The sequence below is a fragment of the Xanthomonas sp. LF07-6 genome (assembly GCF_034105445.1).
In the GTDB taxonomy this organism is placed as follows: Bacteria; Pseudomonadota; Gammaproteobacteria; order Xanthomonadales; family Xanthomonadaceae; genus Xanthomonas_A; species Xanthomonas_A sontii.
The window spans coordinates 16694-35620 of sequence record NZ_JAXGGI010000020.1 but is presented as its reverse complement, the minus strand read 5'-3'; the positions used below and the strand labels follow the sequence as shown (position 1 = coordinate 35620).

At 73.0% G+C, this 18927-nt stretch carries 13 protein-coding genes; 7 read left to right on the top strand and 6 right to left on the bottom strand.

What is annotated here, in order from left to right; genetic code table 11:
• Positions 1-141 precede the first annotated feature (141 nt).
• Both SLW56_RS19775 and SLW56_RS19770 read left to right on the top strand, forming a co-directional pair.
• Positions 142-2493, top strand: a complete 2352-nt coding sequence (locus SLW56_RS19775) for a YadA-like family protein (protein WP_267107115.1) — start codon at positions 142-144, stop codon at positions 2491-2493.
• A 63-nt stretch (positions 2494-2556) separates the two neighbouring features.
• Complete coding sequence (locus tag SLW56_RS19770) at positions 2557-4443, top strand: S8 family serine peptidase (protein ID WP_295963847.1); 1887 nt, start codon at positions 2557-2559, stop codon at positions 4441-4443.
• Between the two features lie 301 nt (positions 4444-4744).
• Here the strand turns inward: SLW56_RS19770 and SLW56_RS19765 are convergent, their stop codons facing one another.
• Together SLW56_RS19765 and SLW56_RS19760 are read right to left on the bottom strand one after the other, a co-directional pair.
• Positions 4745-8062, bottom strand: a complete 3318-nt coding sequence (locus SLW56_RS19765; RefSeq protein ID WP_320695356.1) for an ankyrin repeat domain-containing protein — start codon at positions 8060-8062, stop codon at positions 4745-4747.
• Positions 8055-8315, bottom strand: coding sequence for a YcgL domain-containing protein (locus SLW56_RS19760; protein WP_017909431.1), 261 nt, complete (start codon positions 8313-8315; stop codon positions 8055-8057). Before SLW56_RS19760 ends, SLW56_RS19765 begins: the two co-directional genes overlap by 8 nt.
• 217 nt (positions 8316-8532) lie before the next feature.
• Here SLW56_RS19760 and SLW56_RS19755 point away from each other — a divergent pair, with 217 nt between their 5' ends.
• From SLW56_RS19755 to SLW56_RS19735, 5 genes are all read left to right on the top strand, one after another.
• Positions 8533-9732: a beta-ketoacyl-[acyl-carrier-protein] synthase family protein gene (locus tag SLW56_RS19755; protein WP_295932173.1), complete on the top strand. Its 1200-nt coding sequence runs from the start codon at positions 8533-8535 to the stop codon at positions 9730-9732.
• A gap of 8 nt (positions 9733-9740) precedes the next feature.
• On the top strand, positions 9741-10517 hold the full coding sequence (locus SLW56_RS19750; protein ID WP_267084045.1) for a beta-ketoacyl synthase chain length factor: 777 nt from the start codon (positions 9741-9743) through the stop codon (positions 10515-10517).
• Positions 10514-11335, top strand: coding sequence for a glycosyltransferase family 2 protein (locus SLW56_RS19745; protein ID WP_295963849.1), 822 nt, complete (start codon positions 10514-10516; stop codon positions 11333-11335). The genes SLW56_RS19750 and SLW56_RS19745 overlap by 4 nt, the downstream gene beginning before the upstream one ends.
• Entirely contained in the window at positions 11332-12957 is a 1626-nt protein-coding gene (locus SLW56_RS19740) for a tryptophan 7-halogenase (protein ID WP_295963852.1), read from the top strand. Before SLW56_RS19745 ends, SLW56_RS19740 begins: the two co-directional genes overlap by 4 nt.
• A gap of 209 nt (positions 12958-13166) precedes the next feature.
• Complete coding sequence (locus SLW56_RS19735; protein WP_295963855.1) at positions 13167-14843, top strand: tannase/feruloyl esterase family alpha/beta hydrolase; 1677 nt, start codon at positions 13167-13169, stop codon at positions 14841-14843.
• Positions 14844-14904: 61 nt separating this feature from the next.
• On the opposite strand, the gene fabG is transcribed toward SLW56_RS19735, so the two are convergent.
• The 4 genes from fabG to SLW56_RS19715 form a co-directional block, all read right to left on the bottom strand.
• Complete coding sequence (gene fabG, locus SLW56_RS19730; protein WP_043093709.1) at positions 14905-15642, bottom strand: 3-oxoacyl-ACP reductase FabG; 738 nt, start codon at positions 15640-15642, stop codon at positions 14905-14907.
• A 264-nt stretch (positions 15643-15906) separates the two neighbouring features.
• Positions 15907-16338, bottom strand: a complete 432-nt coding sequence (locus SLW56_RS19725; protein ID WP_320695359.1) for a phosphotransferase — start codon at positions 16336-16338, stop codon at positions 15907-15909.
• A 4-nt stretch (positions 16339-16342) separates the two neighbouring features.
• Entirely contained in the window at positions 16343-18700 is a 2358-nt protein-coding gene (locus SLW56_RS19720; RefSeq protein ID WP_320695355.1) for an MMPL family transporter, read from the bottom strand.
• Complete coding sequence (locus SLW56_RS19715; protein WP_267083982.1) at positions 18697-18918, bottom strand: hypothetical protein; 222 nt, start codon at positions 18916-18918, stop codon at positions 18697-18699. Before SLW56_RS19715 ends, SLW56_RS19720 begins: the two co-directional genes overlap by 4 nt.
• Positions 18919-18927 lie beyond the last annotated feature (9 nt).

Sequence of the window (18927 nt, the reverse complement as noted above, 5' to 3'; positions counted from 1 at the left end):
TGACGGCGGGCCTAAGTTCGCATGACGGAACACGCCCGGGGACGACGGCGCTGTTTCCAGACCACTCCAGACCGATGCGGAGGCGCACACGCGCCGCCGACGTCACCTTCTGCCCTGCCGTTTTTTCAGCCCGAGATCGCCATGAACGCATGCTCTTCCCTGCGCGGCACCGCCGCCCGTCATCCGATTCCCCGCGCGTACAGCACCCTGGCCCTGGCCTGCGCGCTGTGCCTGTCGTCGACGGCGATGGCGCAGACGCCCACCCCCAGCACCGCGACGACCGCCAGCACCCAACCCGCCACCGGCACCGGCACCGACGCCACGGCCAGCGACGCCAGCGCGACACCGGCCGCGACCACCTACGACCCCAGCGTCTACTTCAAGGCCACCGGCAGCGCCGACAGCAACGCCGGCGCCGACGCCGACGGCGACGAAGCGCTGGCCGCCGGCGAGGCCGCCTCGGCGGTCGGCACCGGCACCATCGCGCTCGGCGGCGGTGCGGTCGGCTACGCCAACCACGCGGTGGCGGTGGGCCACAACAGCCTGGCGACCGAGGTCTCCACCACCGCCGTCGGCGGCATGCTCGACCTGGATTTCTCCTACCAGCCCAACGGCGTGGTGATCCTGCAGCAGACGTCGGCCACCGGCGTGGCCGCCACCGCGCTGGGCGCCGGCGCCCAGGCCAGCGGCAAGTACAACGTGGCGGCCGGCGCCGGCGCGATCGCCAGCGACCGCTCCAGCGTCGCCGTCGGCGGCATCGTCGACGTGGGCGAGGAGATGAGTCCGGGCTTCGGCGCCGAAGGCACCCAAATGCAGGCCACGCAGGCCACCGGCCCGCTGTCCACCGCGCTGGGCGGCGGCGCGCTGGCCACGGCCTACAGTTCCACCGCGGTCGGCGCCCTGGCCGAAGCCAGCGCCAACCGCACCGTCGCCGTCGGCACCACCGCGGTGGCCAACCAGTACGCCGCCGTGGCGGTGGGCGCGCAGAGCCAGGCCACCGCCGAGTGGGCCACCGCCTTCGGCAACGGCGCACGCGCCTGGGGCACCCACAGCGTGGCCATGGGCCCCAGCGCGTTCGCCCAGAACGACGACGGCACCGCGGTCGGCCCGGCCGCGTTCGCCGGCGGCGTCGGCTCCACCGCGCTCGGCAACCGCTCCTGGGCCGGCGGCACCCGCAGCCTGGCCCTGGGCGGGGGCATGGTGTGGAACGGCAACTTCTTCCTCGATACGCCGGTGCTGTTCTACGACAGCATCGCCATCGGCACCAAGTCCGATGTGTTCGGCGACCAGTCGATCGCGATCGGCCCGGGCGCGCGGGTCGGCAACTCGCAGTTCGTCAACGACAAGCAGACCATCACCAACAACAGCGTGGCGCTGGGCGCCGGTTCGGTCGCCGAACGCGACAACACCGTGTCCATCGGCGCGGCGGGCGCCGAGCGCCAGCTCACCAACCTGGCCGCCGGCACCATGGACACCGACGCGGTCAACCTGGCGCAGCTGCGCAACGTCGCCGCCGCGTTCGGCGCCGGCAGCGTGGTCGACGCCAACGGCAACCTGATCGGCGGCAATTACCTGGTGCAGGGCACGCACTACACCGACCTGGGCTCGGCGATGGGCGCGCTCGACACCGCCCTCACCGGCTTCGGCAACCGCCTGAACACCATCGGCGGTTCCGGCGGCATCAGCGTCGGCGGCGGCGACGGTGCGGCGAGCGCGCCGAGTACCGGCGCCGGCACCAATGCCGTGGCCGTGGGTTCCGGGGCCACCGCCAACGGCAACAACGGCCTGGCGATGGGCGCGCAGGCGCTGGCCTATGGCCCCAACGACACCGCCATCGGCGGCAACGCCACGGTCAATGCCGACGGCAGCACCGCGGTCGGCGCCAACGCCCGTGTCGCCGCGGTGGCGACCAACGCGGTCGCGCTCGGCGAGAGCGCCAATGCCTCGGCCGCCTCGGCCACCGCGCTCGGCCAGGGCGCCTCGGCCAGCGCCGCCAATTCGGTGGCGCTGGGCCAGGGCTCGGTCGCCAACCGCGCCAACACGGTCTCGGTGGGCAGCGCCGGCAACGAACGCCAGGTCGCCAACGTCGCCGCCGGCAGCGCCGACACCGACGCGGTCAATGTGGCGCAGATGCGTGCCGGCAACAGCGCCACCCTGAGCAGCGCCAACGCCTACACCAACACCCGCATCACCGCGCTGGACGACAGCTTCAACCAGTTGCGCACCGACACCGAACATCGCCTCGACGGCATGGACCGGCGCATGGACCGGCTCGGCGCGATGAGCGCGGCGATGCTCAACATGGCGGTCAACGCCGCCGGTACGCAGAGCCCGCGCGGGCGCGTGTCGGTCGGCGCCGGCTTTCAGGGCGGGCAGCAGGCGCTGTCGGTCGGCTATGCCCGCAAGATCGGCGCGCGCGCCTCGTTCAGCCTGGGCGGCGCCTTCAGCAGCGGCGAGTCCTCGGCCGGCATCGGCGTGGGCATCGATCTGTGACGTCACGCGGCGCCGCGCGCGCCGCCGTTTTCTTCTTCTCACCTCTCTTTCCAGGATCCGCAGATGATGTCTTCCAATACGCTCGCCGCTGCCCTCGCCGCCGTCCTGTTCGCCGGTGGCGCGCAGGCGGCCTCCCCCACCATCGGCCTGGGCGGTGTGCAAGGTCCGGTGCCGCAATCGGCCAGCGCCAACGACCTGGGCCAGCGCTTCATCGTCAAGACCCGTGACGGCGGCAGCCAGGCGCGCAGCCTGCTGGCCACCACCCTCAGCAGCGCAGTGGCGCGCAGCGGCATGCAGCGCGCGCAGATCGGCAGCAACGGCCTGACGCTGCGCAGCGCCGTCAGCGCCAAGGTGCTGCGCGACATGGCGGTGCCGGGCTGGCATGTGGTGCAGACCTCGCGCCACCTCAGCGACAGCGAGCGCACCGCCTTCATCAACGAGCTGAAGGCCGATCCGTCGGTGGTGTCGGTGCAGGTCGATCGGCTGTACCGGCGCCTGGACGAGGCCAGCGTGCGCCTGCCGGCCGCCATCGCGGCCGCCGCCTCCACCACCCCCAACGATCCGGCCTACGCCAAGCTGCAGTGGAACTTCCACGACCCGGTCGGCGGGGTCAACACCGAGCAGGGCTGGACCCGCTCCACCGGCAAGGGCGTGGTGGTGGCGGTGGTCGATACCGGCGTGGTCAAGGACAACCCGGATCTGGCCGCCAACGTGCTGCCCGGCTACGACATGATCACCGACCACCGCGTCTCGCGCCGCGACACGGACGGTCGCGTGGCCGGCGGCTACGACCTGGGCGACTGGGTGGAAGCCGACTACTGCACCGCGCTGGGCGCGTCCGGCAATGCGCCGGCGCCGAGTTCGTGGCATGGCAGCCATGTCTCCGGCACCATCGCCCAGGTCACCAACAACAACCTGGCCACGGCCGGCCTGGCCTACGACGCCAAGATCGTGCCGGTGCGCGTGCTCGGCTCCTGCGGCGGCTTCGGCAGCGACATCGCCGACGGCATGCTGTGGGCCGCGGGCCTGCCGGTGGCCGGCCTGCCGACCAACCCGAACCCGGCCGAGGTGATCAACATGAGCCTGGGCAGCGGCGCGCCGGACACCTGCCCGCAGATCTACCAGGACGCGATCGACCAGATCAACGCCAAGGGCACGATCATCGTGGTCGCCGCCGGCAACTCCAACGCCAATGCCGCCACCTACACCATGTCCTCCTGCAACGGCGTGATCAGCGTCGGCGCCTCGCGGGTGAACGGCGGCCGCGCCAGCTACTCCAACTACGGCACGCGCGTGGACATCGCCGCGCCGGGCGGCGGCGGCGACGTCGACGGCAACCCGAACGGCTACATCTTCCAGGTGATCAACGGCGGCACCCAGAGCCCGACCGGCGACTGGCAGATCGGCGGCATGGCCGGCACCTCGATGGCCTCCCCGCACGTGGCCGCGGCGGTGGCGATGGTGCAGAGCGTGGCCAAGACGCCCTTCAGCTGGACCGGCATGCGCGACCTGCTGCGCGCCAGCGCGCGGCCGTTCCCGGTGGCGATCCCCACCAGCACGCCGATCGGCGCCGGCATCCTGGACGTGGACATGCTGCTGCAGATGGCCACCACCCCGCCGTGCGATCCGTCCGACAGCAGCTGCGTGCCGCCGACCAAGACCCTGGTCAACAAGGTGGAGATGCGCGGCATCGGCAGCCAGGGCGGCGACGCGCTGTACAGCTTCCAGGCCGCGGCCGGCACGGTGGTCAGCTTCATGACCTTCGGCGGCACCGGCAACGTGGCGATGTACGTGTCGGCGGGCAAGACGCCGACTAGCAGCAGCTACGACGCGCGTTCCACCCGTGCCGGCACCACCCAGGCGGTGCGCCTCACCCCGTCCAGCGCCACGACCTACTACGTGCGCCTGAGCGGCAGCTACAGCGGCCTGACCCTGGTCGGGCGGCAGTAACGCCCGATCGCGCGGCGGCGCCGTTCGCCGCCGCGCCACGTGCGCGGGAGGAGAACCTCCCGCAGCGGTTCCGAAAGCAGCGACGTGCCTACCATGACGCAGTTCGCCCGCCTTCCGGCGGGCATTTTTTTGCTGGATGGTGCACGGCGGTGCGGCGCGAGACCGCAAGCCCCTCTCCCACCGGGAGAGGGGTTGGGGTGAGGGTGCGGCACGAGGCGCGGTGCAATGGGCCAGGCGAGGCGGCGCCCGACCCTCATCCGGCCCTCCGGGCCACCTTCTCCCGGTGGGAGAAGGAAGAGCGCTAGCGGCTTTCGCGCAGGAACCGCGCCATCGACGACACCCCCGGCAGCGCCGGTTGGAACTGCCCGGCGACGTCGACGAAGCCGCGCATCACCGCGATCTCGCGCGGGGTGCGGTTCAAGGTATCGCGCAGTTCCGGATCGGCGCCGGCGCGCAGCAGGCGCTGCACCAGCAGCGGCAGGCCGTGCAGCGCGGCCAGGTGCAGCGGGCCGAAACCGCGCGGATCCTGCACCTCCAGGCTGACCTCCTCGTCGAGCAGGCGCTCGACGCCGGCCAGCACCACCGGCTCCTCGCAGGCCGTGCCCGGTTCGGCGCGCGCACCCAGCAGCAACAGCAGCGGCGTGACCCCGCCGGCGGAACCGCGGTCGGCCTCGGCGCCGGCCAGCAGCAGCGTGTCCAGCAGGGCCAGCAGGCGCGACTTGTCGCGCGCGGTGAAGCCGTACAGCGCCGCGCAATGCAGCGGCGCCAGTTGCTGCGCGTCGCCGGCATGCACGTCGGCACCGGCGGCCAGCAGCCGCGCGGCGATGTCCGGCAGACCCAGCGCGCAGGCCAGCATCAGCACGGTGACCCCGCCCGGCAGGCGGTGTTCGATCTGCGCGCCGGCCTGCAGCAATGCCGCGACGATCTCGGTCTGGCGCATGCTCACCGCCGCCGACAGCGGCGTGGCGCCGCTGGCCGCGGCGTGCTGCAGATCGGCGCCGCGCGACAGCAACAGTTTCACCGCCTCGGCATGGCCGCCGCCGGCGGCGCGCAGCAACGCGGTGCAGCCCTGCGCGTCCACCGCATCCACCGGCAGGCCGAGGTCGATCAGGCGGCGGATCGCCTCGGCGTCGCCGACCATCGCCGCGGCCGGCACGTCGGCCTCGCGCAGCGGACGCCGCGGCAGCGGCCAGGTGCGCCAGTCCAGCCAGTCGGCCAGGTCGCGGCGGCCGCTGGCCAGGGCCACGCCGAGCGGGGTCTGGCCGTCGGCGGCGCGCGCGTCCGGCGAGGCGCCCTGCTGGATCAGCAGTTTCAGCGAGGCCTCGCGGCCCAGCGCGGCGGCCAGGTGCAGCGCGGTCATGCCGTGGCTGTCGCGCGCCTCGCGGTCGGCGCCGCGCTCGAGCAACTGCAGCTGCAGCCGCAGCCAGCCCAGCCGCACCGCCAGCGACAGCGGCGGATCGCCGGCCGGCGACGGCGCGAACGGATCGGCGCCGCGCTCCAGCAGTTCCAGGGCGAACTGTTCCAGCGCGCGCGACGCGTGATCGTGCTGCGCGCAGGCGGCGAGCAGGCGGGTCAGGCCGCCGCGGCCGGCCGGCGACACGCCGTGGCGCAGCATCGCCTGCAGGCTGGGCACCGCCTCCACGCCGCGCGAGAGCAGCGCGAACATCGGGGTGTCGCCGCAGGCATCGAGCACCTCCGGCTCGGCGCCATGCGCCAGCAGCCAGTCCACCGCCTGCGCGTTCAACGCCAGCGGCGGCTCGTGCAGCAGCGCGCCCAGTTCCTCCGCCGCGCACAGCCGCGCCAGCGCGGCCAGGCCGTCGCGCGGCTGGCCCAGTTGCAGGCCTTCGCGCAGCAGTTCCAGCGGCGGCCGGTCGGGCAGCCCGGCCGGGCCGGTCTCGCCCTGACCGTCGCTGACCGCGGCCGGCAGCGGATAGTCCGGGTCCAGCGCGGACACGATCGCCCAGCGCCCGGCCTCGGCGGCCAGGTCGACGGCACGGCGGCCGCTCTGGTCCGGCTGCGCCGGCGCCACGCCCAGCTCCAGCAGGCGCCGGATCAGCCCAGGGGCGACGTGGTCGGCAGTGCAGGCCAGCAGGATCGCGTTGCGGCCATCGCCATCGACCGCAACCAGGTCCGGCTTGTGCGGCAGCAGCCGTTCCAGCACCGCCACGCGGCCGTGGCGGGCGGCTTCCAGCCACGGCGTGCGGCCCAGCGCATCGCGCGCTTCCAGGTTGGCGCCGGCGCCGAGCAGAGCCTGCACGATCTCCACGTGGCCGGCCTGCGCCGCCTCGTGCAGCGCGCTGCGGCGCTGGCGATCGCGCGCGTCGACCCGCGCCTTGTGCTTGAGCAGCAACTGCACGCCGGCCGGATCGTCTTCCTCGGTGCCGGCCGCGGCCAGCAGCACCGGGCTGGCCTCGGCCGGCTCCGGCTTGGCGCCGCGTTCGAGCAGGAACTTGGCCATGCGCCAGTTACCGACCTGGCAGGCCACCGCCAGCGGGGTCAGGCCGTCGCGGTTGGCCGCGTCCAGTTCGGCAGCGGCGTCGCGCAGCAGCGCAGCCACGCCCGGGTCGGAACTGCGTGCGGCGTGATGCAGCGGGGTGTTGCCGTCGCCGTCGCTGGCGCGCGGATCGGCGCCGTTGGCGAGCAGGGTCATCACCGCCTCCGGGCGGCCATGCCAGCTGTCGCGGGTGGCGGCCAGCAGCGGGGTCATGCCCAGGTGCGGACGATTGACGTCGACCCCGCGCACGATCAGTTCGCGCAACAGGCGCAGGTCCGGCAGCACCGCGGCCAGCACCGGCAGGCTGCGCTGGTCGCGCCACTCGGCGGCGGGCAGCGCATGCGGATCGGCGCCGGCCTGCAGCAATTGCAAGGCGCGATCGACGCGGCCACCGCGGGCGGCGTCGTACAGCGCCGCATGCAGTTCGTCCTGCGCCGGCGGCGGCTCGTCCGCGCGCGGCGCGGCGGTGGCGCTGAGTTCGGCGAACAGGTCGGCGGAGGACACCGGCGGGGTCAGCGTCTGCGGCGGCGCCACCCGTTGCAGGCCGGCGTGCAGCAGCGGCGACAGCAGCGCATAGGCCAGCGCCAGCGGCCAGCGTGCGGCCTCGGCGAGCAGCCCCGGCCAGGCCAGCACCACGCCGAGTCCGGCCAGCACCAATACCAGCGCGGCCACCGCCAGCCCGCGCCAGGCCTGCACGTCCTGCTGCGCCAGCGCATGCCAGCGCGCGCCCAGCGGGCCGCCCTCGGCATCGCTGCCATGCCACAGCGGCCAGGTCCGCCACAACCCGAGCAGCGCGGCACTGGCGGCCACGCTCAGCGCCAACGCGGCGGCCAGGCTGCCGCTGTCGTGCAGCGCCGCCAGCGGCCAGGCCACCAGCACCGCGACCAGCGCCATGCCGCCGGCCCACAGCACCAGCAGCGACGCCGCCGTGCCGACCAGGTCGCGCGCGGCGCGTGGGCGCGGCCGGCTGCCACGGTGCCAGGACAACGCCAGCGCGAACGCCGGTTGCGCCAGCCATGCGCCCAGGGCGGCGGCCAGCGGGCCGATTCCGGCGGCCAGCGCCAGCACCGCGCCCAGGGCGGCGGCGAGCATCGGCGCACGCGCGCGGAGGAAAGAGTCAGTCATCGTGTCGATCGGTGGTGCCGGGCAGGGACGGCGGCAATTGCAGATGGAAGCCGCAGCCGGCGAGGTTGGCGCGCACCGCGGCCGGATCGGCGCGGGCCAGCGTGCGTTCGGCGGTCAACGCCACCTCGAGCACGAACGCCAGCGGCTGCAGCGACGCCAGCAGCGCCGGCGGCAGACGGCCGAAGTCGTCGCGGGCGGCGAGATACAGATAGGTGTCCGGCTTGCGTTGGCTTTTGTAGACGTAGGCTTGCATGCCCGTGGCGTGCGCCTGGCGTGGAAAGGCAAGCGATTGTGGAGGAAATGCGCCAGCGGCGAAAGCGCACGCCGGCCCTGCGCTGAACGGATCCGGGCGCGGGCGCTATTCACGTTCGCGTCGTGGGTGTTTCACGGCATGACCGAATGCGTCGATATACTGCGGCGATTGTCCTTGTATGGAATACCGCGTGACCGAAGCGTCCTCGTCGCCCCGCATGGCCCCGGTGGCCATTCGCGCCTACACCGCGACCAACGCGCTCGGCAGCGGACTGCAGGCCCAGGCCGCGGCGCTGCGCGAGGGCCGCAGCGGCCTGCGCCGCAACGACTTCGGTCCGCAACCGCTGGAATGCTGGATCGGCCGGGTGGACGCGCTGGAAACCGCCGCGCTGCCGGAGGCCCTGGCCGCGTGGGAATGCCGCAATAACCGCCTGGCCTGGCTCGCCCTGCAACAGGACGGCATGGCCGCGGCCGTGGCCGCCGCGGCGCAACGCCACGGCGCCGAACGGGTGGCGGTGGTGATGGGCACCTCCACCTCCAGCATCGGCGCCAGCGAGGAGGCCTACACCCGGCTCGAGCACGATGCGGAGGGTCCGCGCATGCCCGCCGACCTGGACCGGCCGATCGTGCACACCCCGCATTCGCTCGGCGATTTCGTGCGCGCCGCCACCGGTTTGCGCGGCCCGTGCATCACCGTCGCCACCGCCTGCTCGTCCAGCGCCAAGGTGTTCGCCCAGGCCGCGCGGCTGATCGCCGCCGGCGTGGTCGATGCGGCCCTGGTCGGCGGCGTGGACACGCTGTGCGGCAGCGTGCTGTTCGGCTTCAACTCGCTGCAGGTGGTGTCGCCGGAACCATGCCGGCCGTTCGACGTGCGCCGGGTCGGGCTGTCGCTGGGCGAGGCCGGCGGCTACGCGCTGCTGGAGCGCGCCGATGCCGCCGACGCGCCGCCGGCGCAGGCGCTGCTGTGCGGCTACGGCGAATCCAGCGACGCCCACCACATGTCCGCGCCGCATCCGCAGGGGCTGGGCGCCGGCCTGGCGATGCGCGGCGCGTTGCAGCGCGCCGGCGTGGACCCGGCCGAAGTCGGGTATCTCAACCTGCACGGCACCGCGACCCCGGCCAACGACAGCGTCGAGGCCGCCGCGGTGGCGGCGCTGTTCCCGCCGACCCTGCACGCCAGTTCGACCAAGGCCTGGACCGGGCACACGCTCGGCGCCGCCGGCATCGTCGAGTCGGTGTTCGCGCTGCTGGCGCTGCGCGACGGCCTGTTGCCCGGCACCCTCAACAGCGAACTGCCCGATCCCGCCTGCGGCCCGCAGATCCGCTTCGCCACCGCCCATGCACAGGTCCGCTACGCGATGAACAACTCCTTCGGCTTCGGCGGCAACAACTGCTCGCTGCTGTTCGGCCGCGCATGAGCACGCCCATGCTGAGCGCGACGATCGAAGGCATCGGGTTCTGGGCGCCCGGCCTGCCCGGATGGACGCTGGCACAGGCGTTCGCGCGCGGCGACGGCGCGCCGCTGGAGACGCCCGGCCGGCCCTCGCCGCAACTGCTGGCGCCCAACGAGCGCCGCCGCGCGCCGGACACGGTGGCGGTGTCGCTGGATGCGGCGCTGGCCGCCTGCCAGGACGCCGGCCGCGACCCGGCCACGCTGCCGTCGGTGTTCACCTCCACCCACGGCGACCTGGCGATCACCGACTACATGTGCACCACCCTGGCCAGCGAACCGCTGTCGGTGTCGCCGACCAAGTTCCACAACTCGGTGCACAACGCCGCCGCCGGCTACTGGACCATCGGCGCCGGCGCCACCGCCGCGGCGACCGCGATCAGCGCGCACAGCGGCAGTTTCGCGCAGGGACTGCTGGAAGCGCTGTCGCAACTGGCCGCGGGCGAAGACGCGGTGCTGCTGGTCGGCTACGACAGCCGCTCGGTGGGGGCGCTGGGCCGGATCGCGCGCAGCGAGGGCCTGCTCGGCGGCGCGCTGGTGCTGAGCGCGGGCGCACGCGACGGCAAGCCGCAATTGCAGGTACAACTGCGCGACGGCACCGCGCCGGTTGGCGATGGCCCGCTGGCGCGGCATGTCGCGGGCAACGCGATGGCGCCGATGCTGCCGCTGTTCGATGCGCTGGCGCTGGGCGGCAGCGGTTGCGTGCTCGATGCCGGCGGCGGCAGCTGCCTGCAGGTGGAGCTGCGCGCATGAGCCGCACGCCGCTGAGCGCCGCCGACGCGGCGATCCTGATTCCGGCCCTCAACGAACGGCTGCGCATCCGCGAGGTGGTCAGCGACGCGCTGGCCTACTGCCCGCGGGTGATCGTGGTCGACGACGGCTCCGACGACGGCACCAGCGACTGCATCGCCGACCTGCCGGTGACCCTGCTGCGCCATCCGCAGCGCCGCGGCAAGGGCGCGGCGCTGCGCAGCGGCTTCGCCGAGGCGCAGCGCCAGGGCGCGCGCGCGGTGATGACCATGGACGGCGACGGCCAGCACAGCGCCGCCGACTTCCCGCGGTTGCTGGCCGCGGCCAACCGCCATCCCAGCTGCGTGATCGTGGGCGCGCGCCTGCGCAAGCGCGCCAGCCAGCCGCCGATCCGCCGCATCGGCAACGATTTCGGCGACTGGGGCATCGCCTGGGGCTGCGGCTTCCGCCTGGTCGACAGCCAGAGCGGCCAGCGCCTGTACCCGCAGTCGGTCTACACCCTGCCCGACGTGCCCGGCGAAGGCTTCGTGTTCGAGGCGCAGCTGCTGATCTCGGCCGCGCGCCAGGCCGGCGCGCGGGTGGTGGCGGTGCCGATCGAGACCCGCTACGCCAACCAGACCCCCGGCACGTTCCGCAAGAGCCACTTCCGGCTGGTGCGCGATCTGTGGAAGATCACCTCGCACGTGATCGTGCAGGTGTGGACCTATGGGCACGTGGTGCGCGAGTACCGGCGCACCCGCGCCAATCCGGTGCTGATCGACGACATCGACGGCACCCTCGACACGGCCCCCCTGGCCGTCGCCAAGGAAAAGACGACATGAAGGCAGCGCAGGCGGATGTGGCGATTCTGGGCGGCGGACTGGCCGGACTGACCCTGGCGCTGCAATTGCGCCAGCGCGACCCGCAGCTGCGCATCCGCGTGCTGGAACGGCGCGCGCACCCGGTACGCGAGGCCGCGTTCAAGGTCGGCGAGTCCTCGGTGGAGATCGGCGCGCACTACTTCGCCGAGGTGCTGGGCCTGCGCGAGCACCTGGATGCCGAACAGATCCGCAAGTTCGGCTTCCGCTTCTTCTTCTCCGACGGGCGCACCGACATCGACCAGTGCACCGAGCTCGGGGTGAGCCAGTTGCTGCCCACCCCCTCGTGGCAGATCGATCGCGGCCGCTTCGAGAACTTTCTCGGGCAGCGCGCGCGCGAGATGGGCGTGGAATTCCTCGACGGCAGCACAGTGCGCGGCGTCGATTTGGCCGAGGACGACGGCGACCACTGCGTGCGCTACAGCCGCGACGGCGCCGAGGCCAGCCTGCAGGCGCGCTGGGTGATCGACGCCAGCGGCCGCGCCGGCCTGCTCAAGCGCAAGCTCGGCCTGGCCCAGGACAACGCGCACCAGGCCAACGCGGTGTGGTGGCGGGTGGACGGGCTGGTCGATCCCAACGGCTGGTCGCAGGACAGCGCCTGGCTGCAGCGCTGCACGCCGCCGGACCGCTGGCGCTCGACCAACCACATGTGCGGCCCCGGCTACTGGTTCTGGCTGATCCCGCTGTCCTCCGGCGCGCATTCGCTGGGCATCGTCTGCGATGCCACCCTGCATCCGCTGGAGACCATGAACACCCACGCCAAGGCGATGGACTGGCTGCGCACGCACCAGCCGCAGGTGGCCAACACGCTGGAGCGCAGCGAGCACACGGTGCAGGATTTCCTGTTCCTGCGCGACTTCTCCTACGGCTGCAAGCAGGTGTTCTCGGCACAGCGCTGGGCGCTGACCGGCGAGGCCGGCGTGTTCCTGGACCCGTTCTATTCCCCGGGCAGCGACTTCATCGCCATCAGCAACACCTACATCTGCGAACTGATCGGACGCGAGCGCGCCGGCCGCGACATCGCGCCCTATGCCGAGCTGTACCAGCAGCTGTATTTCTCGTTCTACGAGAACACCCTGACCCTCTACCAGGATCAGTACCCGCTGTTCGGCGACGCCCAGGTGATGCCGGTCAAGGTGATCTGGGACTACACCTACTACTGGTCGCTGCTGGCGCCGCTGTACTGCACCGACCGCATCGCCGACCTGGCGGTGCTGGGCCGGCTGCGCCCGGCGCTGCAGCAAGCCAGCGCGCTCAACCTGGGCATGCAGGCGCTGCTGCGCGACTGGGGCGCGGCCAACCGCGCTCAGGCGGCGGCGGTGGCCGACGGACGCCTGCTGGACCAGTACCTGATCGGCTGGTTCCACGAACTCAACCGCGCCCTGAGCGACCGGCTGGACGATGCCGCCTTCGTCGCCCGCCTGCACGGCAACGTCGCGCGCATGGCGGAACTGGCCGGGGAGATCCTGGCGCGCGCCCGCCAGCAGCATCCGACGCTGGCCGACCACGGCCTGCTGGATGCCTGCCGCGATGCGGCGACGCCGCTGCCGGTCCTGTCGCCGGCCTGGTACGCCGACGCCGCCTGATCCACGCGCAGGGCCATGCCGCCCTGCAACAACGCGCGCTTCGCTTCCCCGCCGCGAGGCGCCAGGCGGGCGCGCAATTGCGCGGCACGCGTCACACAGTGCGAATATCGCCCGCACATTCGGGTTTTCGCACGCACGGCGGTTGACGCCCTGGCGCCACCGGCGCGACACAGGCCCGCCGCGCCCGGCGCGTCCTCCAGGAGAACTCCATGCGCTCCACGCTGCTCGCCTTGGCCCTGCCGCTGGCCGCTCTCGCCGCCTCCTCCACCGCACAAGCGCAGACGACCGCGCGCGCACCGGCCTCGCCGGCACCACTGCAGCAGTCGTGCGACGCGCTGGCGAGCCGGCTCGCCTATCCCGGCACCCGCTTCACCGCGGTACGCAGCGTGGCGGCCGGCGCCCTGCAGGTGGCCGGCCAGCCGATCGGCGCACACTGCCAGGTCACCGGGCTGATGCACGAACGCGTCGGCAGCGACGGCCAGTCCTATGCGATCGGCTTCGAGATGCGCTTGCCGGCGGCATGGAACGGGCGCTTCTTCTACCAGGCCAACGGCGGCCTGGACGGCAACGTGGTCCCGGCGCTTGGCGACATCGGCGGCGGCGGCCAGCGCGACAACCCGCTGCGCATGGGCTTTGCGGTCATCAGTTCCGATGCCGGGCACAGCAATGCGCAGAACCCGCTGTTCGGCCGCGATCCGCAGGCGCGCCTGGACTACGGCTACCAGGCGGTGCAGGCGCTGACGCCGATGGCCAAGCGCGTGGTGCAGATCGCCTACGGCAAGGCGCCGGACTACAGCTACTTCGGCGGCTGCTCCAACGGCGGCCGCCATGGCATGGTCGCCGCCGCGCGCGACGCGCAGGACTACGACGGCATCCTGGTCGGCGACCCCGGGTTCCATCTGCCCAAGGCGGCGATCGCGGATCTGGCCGCGGCCCAGCAACTGGCGGCGCTGGCCGGCGGCAGCGACACGCGCAGCGGCCTGACCGCCGCAGAGCGCAGCCTGGTGGCCGAGCGCATCGTCGCCACCTGCGATGCGCTGGACGGCGTGCGCGACGGCATGGTGCAGGACGTGCTCGCCTGCCAGCGCCGCTTCGACCTGAACCGCGACGTCGCCACCTGCGGCAGCGCCGGGCGCACCGGCCAATGCCTGACCCCGGCGCAGAAGCGCGCGCTCGGCGCCATCCACGCCGGCGTGCGCAACAGCGCCGGCACGCCGCTGTACGCGCCCTTCCCCTACGACCCGGGTATCGCCAGCGGCGACTGGGCCGGCTGGCGGCAGGACGCCTCGCTGACCCTGGTGCCCGGCTCGGTGGCCTTCGGCTTCGTCACCCCGCCCGAGGATCCGGCGGTGCTGCAGGATCTGAAGCGCTACGCGCTGCAGTTCGACATGGACCGCGACGCGCCGAAGATCTTCGCCACGGCCGGCGCCTTTGGCGAATCCGCGTGGTCGTACATGACCCCGCCGAACGAGACCCGGCTGACCACGCTGAAGAAGCGCGGCGGCAAGCTGCTGATCTACCACGGCACCGGCGACGGCATTTTCTCCTTCGCCGATACCGCGGCCTGGTACGACCGCCTGCGCACCGCCGATGCCGACGCCGCCAGCTACGCACGTCTGTTCGCGGTGCCGGCGATGGCGCATTGCGCCGGCGGACCGGCCACCGACCAGTTCGATGCGCTGACCCCACTGGTGGCCTGGGTCGAGCAGGGCCAGGCGCCGGCCGCGATCGTCGCCAGCGCACGCGGCAGCGGCAGCGCCGCGCCCAACAACGAGGTGCCGGCCAGCTGGAGCAGCCAGCGCAGCCGTCCGCTGTGCCCGTATCCGCAGGTGGCGCGCTACGTCGGCGGCGACGTGGAGGCGGCGTCCAGCTTCGTCTGCCGCTGAGCGCCCGCCGCCGTTGCGCCGCCAGCATGGCGGCGCAACGGCCGCGTCGTTTTCGAGGCGGTCAGCCCATGCCGCCGTTGATGCCGATGATCTGGCCGTTGATGTAGGCGGCCGCGTCCGAACACAGAAACGCGATCAGTGCGGCCACTTCCTCCGGCTTGCCCGGGCGCCCGGCGGGGACCATCTGCTTGATCGCCTCCGGCGGGAAGGCACTGTCGGCCATCGCACCCTGGATCACGCCCGGTGCGACCACGTTGACGCTGATGCCGCGGCTGGCCATTTCCCGCGCCAGCGACATGCTGGCGCCGTGCAGCGCCGCCTTGGCCGCGGCGTAGTTGGTCTGCCCGCGGTTGCCCAGCACCGCCGACACCGAGGACACGCTGACGATGCGGCCCCAGCGCGTGCGCGCCATCGGCAGCAGCAGCGGCTGGGTGACGTGGAAGAAGCCATGCAGCGAAACGTCGATGACCTTGTGCCACTGCGCCGCGCTCATGCCCGCCATCGGCGCGTCGTCGTGGATGCCGGCGTTGTTGACCAGCACCTGGATCGGGCCGGCCTCCAGCAGCGTCGCCAGCGCCTGCGCGCTGGCCTGCGCATCGGCCACGTCGAACGCCACCGCCTCGGCGCTGCCACCGGCGGCGACGATCGCCTCCACCACCGCCGCGGCGCGTGCGACGTTGGCATTGGCGTGCACGATCACGTGCAGGCCCTGCGCGGCCAGGGCACGGCAGATCGCGCCACCGAGATCGCCACTGCCGCCGGTGACCAGGGCGCGGCGCGGGGAAGCAGGCTGGGACATCGTGGTTCCTTGGGCAAAGGGACAGGGCCGCCATCCTAACGACTCGTCGCGCACCGCGGGCACACCGTCCGACGCCGCAGCGGCCGCGGGCGGGCGTCATCGTGGAAGCCCGTCACGATCGATGGCCCACGACGCCGCGAAACGGCACCTGCAGGAATGTGCCCGTACATTGCCTGGGTGCACTGTGGGAGGGACGTCAGTCCCGACGCCTTCCAAGCCTGGATAGCGCTCGCCGCGTCTGCAGGGCCGTCGACGCCTACGCGGTCACGCCGCGCCCAGCATCACCGTCGCGCGCCCCTCGGCCAGCAACTGCCCGGCATGGCTGATGCGGAAGGCGTACTGCTGGCTGTCCTCGGCCTGCAGCAGCACCTCGGCCTCGCCTTCGATCGGACCCGGCAGATCCTGCAGTTCGGCGACGTGCAACTGCACCCCGCGCAGCGCCACCAGCATGCCCGGCCGCACCGGCGTGCCCGCGGCGTGACCGAGCAGGCCACCGTGCACCGCCATCGCCTGCGCACCGTACTCGCACAGGTGCAGCGCGCGCAGCCGATCGCCACTGCGCAGCGGATGCGCGGCCTGGCGATGCGCGACGCTGCGCAACACCACGCGCTGCGCGTCCCAGGCCACCACCTCTTCCCACAGGCACATCAGGCCCTGGTGCGGGACCAGGGCGGCGATGGCGTCGCGTCCGTGCAAGGGTTCAGTGTGCATGGCGGCTCTCCCGGGCCTCGCTGGCGGTCTCGCGCGAAATCAGCAGCGCCAGCACGAAATTGAACAGCACGCCCAGCGCCACGGTGCTGCCGATCGCGCGCAGCACCGGGATGCTGGAGGCGGCCAGCAGCGCGAACACCAGCAGGGTCATCAGGCTGCACACGATCAGCGCATGCAGGGTGCGCAACTGGTCGGCGCGGTCGTCGCCGGCGTGGTCGAAGAACAGCGCGTAGTCCAGGCCCAGGCCGGCGGCCAGGATCAGCGCGATCAGGTGGAACAGGTTCAGCTCGACCCCGCAGCCGCGCAGGATCGCCAGGATCAGCAGCGTGGTCAGCGCCATCGGCAGCAGCACGCGTGCGATCCGTCGCGGCGTGCGCAAGGCGATCGCCACGGTCAGCGCCAGCAGCACCGCGGCCACGCCCAGCGCGGCGAGCACGCGGCCGCGGTAGGCGGCGACCAGCGACTCGGAGGCGTCCTTCAGGTCCAGCAGTTGCGCGCCGCTGCCCTGCACCGCGCGCGCCAGCTGCGCCGGATCGCGCAGCCCGGTCAGCGACACCAGCGCGGTGGTGCGGTCCGGACGCTCCAGCAGCAGGCCGCCGACAGGCGTCGCCAGCGGCGTGCCGCGCAGGTCGCGCGCGGTCAGCAGCGGCGCCGTGCGCGCGGCCTGCAGGTCGGCCAGGAACGGCGCGAAGGCGTCGGCGCGGAACGGGGTGGTGGCGACCGCGGCGGCGGTGATCGCCTGCGCCTGCGCCGGATCGGGCAATGCGGCCTGGCGCCGGCGCTGGGTGGCGGCGCTGGGCAGGTAGCGCGCGGCCATGTCGTAACCGGCCAGTTCGCCCTGCGCCACCAGCGCGTCCAGGCGCGGGCGCAGGCGTTCGGACGCGGCCAGCGCAGCCTCGGCCGAGGCTGCCGGCAACGCCAGCACGTAGCGCACGTCGGGTGCACCCAGTTCCTGGCGCAGGTGCGCGTCGCGGGCCAGGCCGTCGGCCGGCACCGGGGTGAGCTTGGACAGGTCGTTCTGCCAGAACGGGCCCGGCGCGAACACGATGACCGCGGCCGCCAGCAGGGCCAGCGGCAGCAGCGACCAGCGCGGCCGCGGCAGCCGCGCGATGCCGCGCCACAGCCGCTCCAGCATCGGCGAATCGGCATGGTCGCGCGGCGAGGGGTCGATCAGCGCCGGCAGCAGCAGGCGCGTGGTCAGCGCCGCCACCAGCAGGCCGGCGATGGTGAACACCGCCAACTGGCGCAGGCCGTCCACGCCGGAGAACAGGAAGGTGACGTAGGCGATGCAGGTGGAGACCACGCCGGTGGCCAGCGTCGGCCACAGATGGCGCGCGTTCTCGCGTGGATCCAGGCCCGGGCGCTGATGGCTGAACAGATGGATCGGGTAGTCCTGGACCACGCCGATCAGGGTGAAGCCGAACGCCACGGTGATCCCGTGCACGCCGTCGAACAGCAGCGCCACCGCGCCGAGGCCGGCCAGGCCGGCGCTGGCCAGCGGCAGCACGCCCAGCACCGGAATCTTCCAGCTGCGGTAGGCGACCAGCAGCAGCACGATCAGCCCCACCGTATCCAGGGTGCCGATCCACTGCGCCTCGTTCTGGGTGCGCCCGCCGATCTCCACCGAGAACGCGCCGGGGCCGGTCAGGGTCAGCGTGCTGCCGGTGCCGGCGCTGACCTTGGCGAAGGCGGTGTGGATCGCATCCACCGCGCGTTGCTGGCCGGTGGGATCGAAGCCGGCGGCGCGGGTCTGCGCGACCAGCAGCGCGTCCTTGCCGGCGCGGTCGAACCACACCCCGTCGCGCTGCTGCGGGCCGCCGGCCGGCTGCAGGCTCTCGGCCAGGTGCAGCACTTCCAGGGTTGGATCGCGCGGCAGCAGCGGCTCCACCATCGCCGCCGCCGGCGAACCCAGGTCCTGCAGCCGCGCCTGCAGCGCATCGCGCAGGGTCGGCGCATCCAGCGGTTTGGCGTCGAAGCTGTCGCTGAGCAGATAGCGGTACGGCAGCAGGCGCGGCGGGATCGCGTCCAGGCCGGCGTCGGCGCCGTTGGCGACCAATTCGAACACGTCGTGCTGCGCGGCCAGTTCGGCATGCAGCGCCTGCGATTGCTTGGCCAGCGTGGCCGGATCGGCCCCGGACAGCGACATCAGCAGCAGCCGCGAGCCAGGGCCTTCGCCGAGTTCGTCGAGCAGGAGTTTTTGCGCGGGAGTGCGGGCTTCCGGCATGAACTTGCGCAAGTCGCCGGATACCTGCAGCGCATTGCCCAGCCAGATCCCGGCCACGGTGAGCAGCGCCAGCCACAGCAAGGCCAGCGAGATGCGCATCTTCGAACTGAGTTGGCGTGTCACGACAGCCGCTCCCCAAACGCCCACTCGTTCAGACCCGGGGCCGCGGGCGCGGCATCGGGCATGACTGACCGCCGCCTGCTACCGCGGGCCGGCATGAACTTGCGCAAGTCGCCGGATACCTGCAGCGCATTGCCCAGCCAGATCCCGGCCACGGTGAGCAGCGCCAGCCACAGCAGCGCCAGCGAGATGCGCATCTTCGAACTGAGGGCACGCTTCATCGCTGCATC